This is a genomic window from Xenorhabdus sp. PB62.4 (genome assembly GCF_014467285.1).
Classification (GTDB): Bacteria; Pseudomonadota; Gammaproteobacteria; order Enterobacterales; family Enterobacteriaceae; genus Xenorhabdus.
In genome coordinates, this window is sequence record NZ_NKHR01000020.1 from 1 (window position 1) to 2741 (window position 2741).

General features: G+C 57.8%; 2 protein-coding genes. Both read right to left on the reverse strand.

The genetic code is table 11. The features are described from left to right. Positions 1-1153 (reverse strand): VasL domain-containing protein (locus Xenpb_RS14955; protein ID WP_187655059.1); only part of this gene is annotated, 1153 nt, incomplete at its 3' end. Between the two features lie 65 nt (positions 1154-1218). Further along, a partial coding sequence (gene tssM / locus Xenpb_RS14960) for a type VI secretion system membrane subunit TssM (protein WP_187655060.1) occupies positions 1219-2741 on the reverse strand: 1523 nt, incomplete at its 5' end.

Here is a 2741-nt window from a genome sequence, read left to right on the forward strand (position 1 = left end):
CATAGACAGCGGTTTTCAGGTAGGAAAGCGTGAAGCTGCCACGGGTACGCTCCTGCAACAGGATTTTGTCCGCCAGTTGCTGAAGCTGGTCACGGGTGGTATGCCAGCTGCCTTTCAGGGGCACGCTGTCAATACGCGCGGCCATCTCCTGCTCCCACTGGCGGGGAATGTGCCGCTGGCTTGGCGACATAGGCCAGTGTTGCTCAGCCGTGCCTTTCAGGATGCGGGCGGCTTCCCACGTTGCCAGCGCGGGGGTTTCAGCTAACCGGTCCAGCTGGCTCTGATACTGTTCCAGTGTGGGCTGGTACAGCCATGCCAGCCGGGCGCCGGCGGGCTGGGCGGTGATGGCGTTGAGTTGTTGTTGCAGCGGTTTGTAGAACAGCATCCCGCTGCCCACCAACACCAGTAACCCCAACAAAGCACCGAGGCCAAACCCTTGCCATGCGCTTAAACCTGCCGGCGGGGGTTCAGGAAATTGCACCCGCACCCGCGGGGGGTGATCGGCCACGGGCGGGCGGTCAGTGCGCGGTGGCGGCGGCGCTGTTTCCGGTTCGGTCTCCGATTGTTGGGACAGGTAGACTAAAGGCGGCATCTGTACGGGTTGTGCCGCCGGTTTGGCGGCCTGCCGGGGTTTTTCCAGCTTTTTCGCCGCGTTCTGGAAGAACCACAAGAGGTTCTCGACACGCGGCAGGCGTTTCAGGTCAGATTGCTGTAACCGGTCGATAATCAGCTGGAGTGCCCGTTCGGCACGGTAAATCATCCGCAGGTCACCGGCGGCAAAATCCAGCTGACGTAACACACTGCCGGTACGGGTGTGGAACCACTCCAGTAAGTCAGTACGTACTTGCGGCTGAGGGGGCCACAGTGTGTCCCACTCACTGACGATAACCCCGGCCAGCAGTTCACAGCCTTCGGTGAAACCCGCCAGCCCGTTCAGCTGCATCCGCGCCAGGGTGTAGTAAATTGCCGTCTGCAAATCGACGCCGTTGGTTTTGAATAGCGTCAGGGACAGGGATTCCACCAGCGGCCAGTTGACTTCCGGTTGGGCCGGATGGCTGGTTTTGTTGATTTCATCGCGAATAACGGCGAATTCCGGCAGGTTCAGCGGACTGCCGCCCGCCCGGATGATAAGATTTTCAGGGTGTCCGCTCATATTCTCGCATTTCTCCTTAAAAAAACCCCTGCCCGAAGGCAGGGGCGGGACAGAAGGTCTTCACCTCAATAGAGGGTGTCCGGCAGTTTGAACTGGCTGAACAGCCCGCCCGCAAAGGGGTTGTCCGATTCGTCTACGTAGATGCGGTAGGTCATTTCGCCCCCGTCCACATTGAAACGCACGTCAAAGAAGCCCGGCTGGACGTTGGTCAGTTTGCCGCTGTTGATCAGTCTCAACTGTGCCCACGGCCCCGTGAAGCTGATGGCGCGCGGTGCCTGATTGCTTCTGTCCGGCATCAGGGTCAGCTTGCTTTCTGTCCCGGCCCGCATGGAGTTCGGCCAGACCAGATGCGCCACATTGCTGCGGCCGTGAGCGTAATCCACCAGTTGGCCGTCGAGGTTCAGCAAGGCGCGGCGTTTGTTGCCGGTCAGGCTGACCGGTTCGATGGCAAACTGCGTGCCGAGGCCGTTTTGTGGGGTGAAGAAAGTGGTACGGATACGATCGGCCGTTTCCAACTGTTTCATCACATCCGGGCGGATCAGTATCTTGCCGTCAGTGCCCATGGTCAGGCCATTATCCACAAACGGTTTCAGGCTCTGCTGGTAGAAGACATCCAATGTGCCGCCCGGGCGGAAGAAGCGCTCAAACTCACTCAACGGCACTTCTTCGCGGGCGTCAGGATTGAATGGATAGCGGCCCGCCAGATAGGTTTTGTACTGCTTGACCACGGAGTCATTCCATTCCACTTCCAGCGACCGTATCGCTTCCATCATCACCACACGCCACGCCTGTTCAGCCAGCTCACCCACCCAACGGTTCAGCGGCTCCGGCAAGGTTTTCGCCATCTGCTGCACTTCAAAAATGGCATCACTGTTGTTCTTGTCCAGACGCATCTGAACCGCTTGCAGGGCGGCTTTGCCCGGTACCGGCGAGTTCTGGATCGCCAGCAGGTAACGGTGCAATGCTGTCAGTTTCTGGTAGACACTTTGCAGCGTGCTGCCCTTATCACCGCGTTCAACCAGCACCCCGGTTTCCGGTGCAAAGTCATGGCTGATGCGGTTTAACAACTGATAATCCGACTGCGCCAGCAAAGCCTCTTTTTCCTTTTGACTCAGCGAATTACCCACCATCGGCGGGTTGGTATTATCGCTCAGGATTTGCAGTGCCCGCTTGACAGGCTGCTCACCACTGATCACCTGTTCGATAGCACTGATGGCTTGCGGCAGATCATCAAAGTCACGTATTTCGAGGTTATTCATCGCCGCCCGCCAGGTGGCGGTGTACTCGGCCAAATACAGTTCATTGATCTCGTTCTGGATCCGCTCCTGATCTTTTTCACTGTACTGGTCATGATGCGGTGACAACCCGGCCTCATTGGCTTTCTCTTGATTATTCTTGGTGATGTTCAACACCCAGCTATCCATCTCGGTCAGTTTCGTCAACTCGTCTTTCTGCCGGACGAAATAATCCATCAGGCCGTGACGGGTCAGTAACTGCGGGATCACCAACCGTTTTTCGTTGCTGGCAATAAACACGTCATCAAAGCTCGGGCCAATCTGGTCACGCAGGTTGATCGGCGCGGACAGGA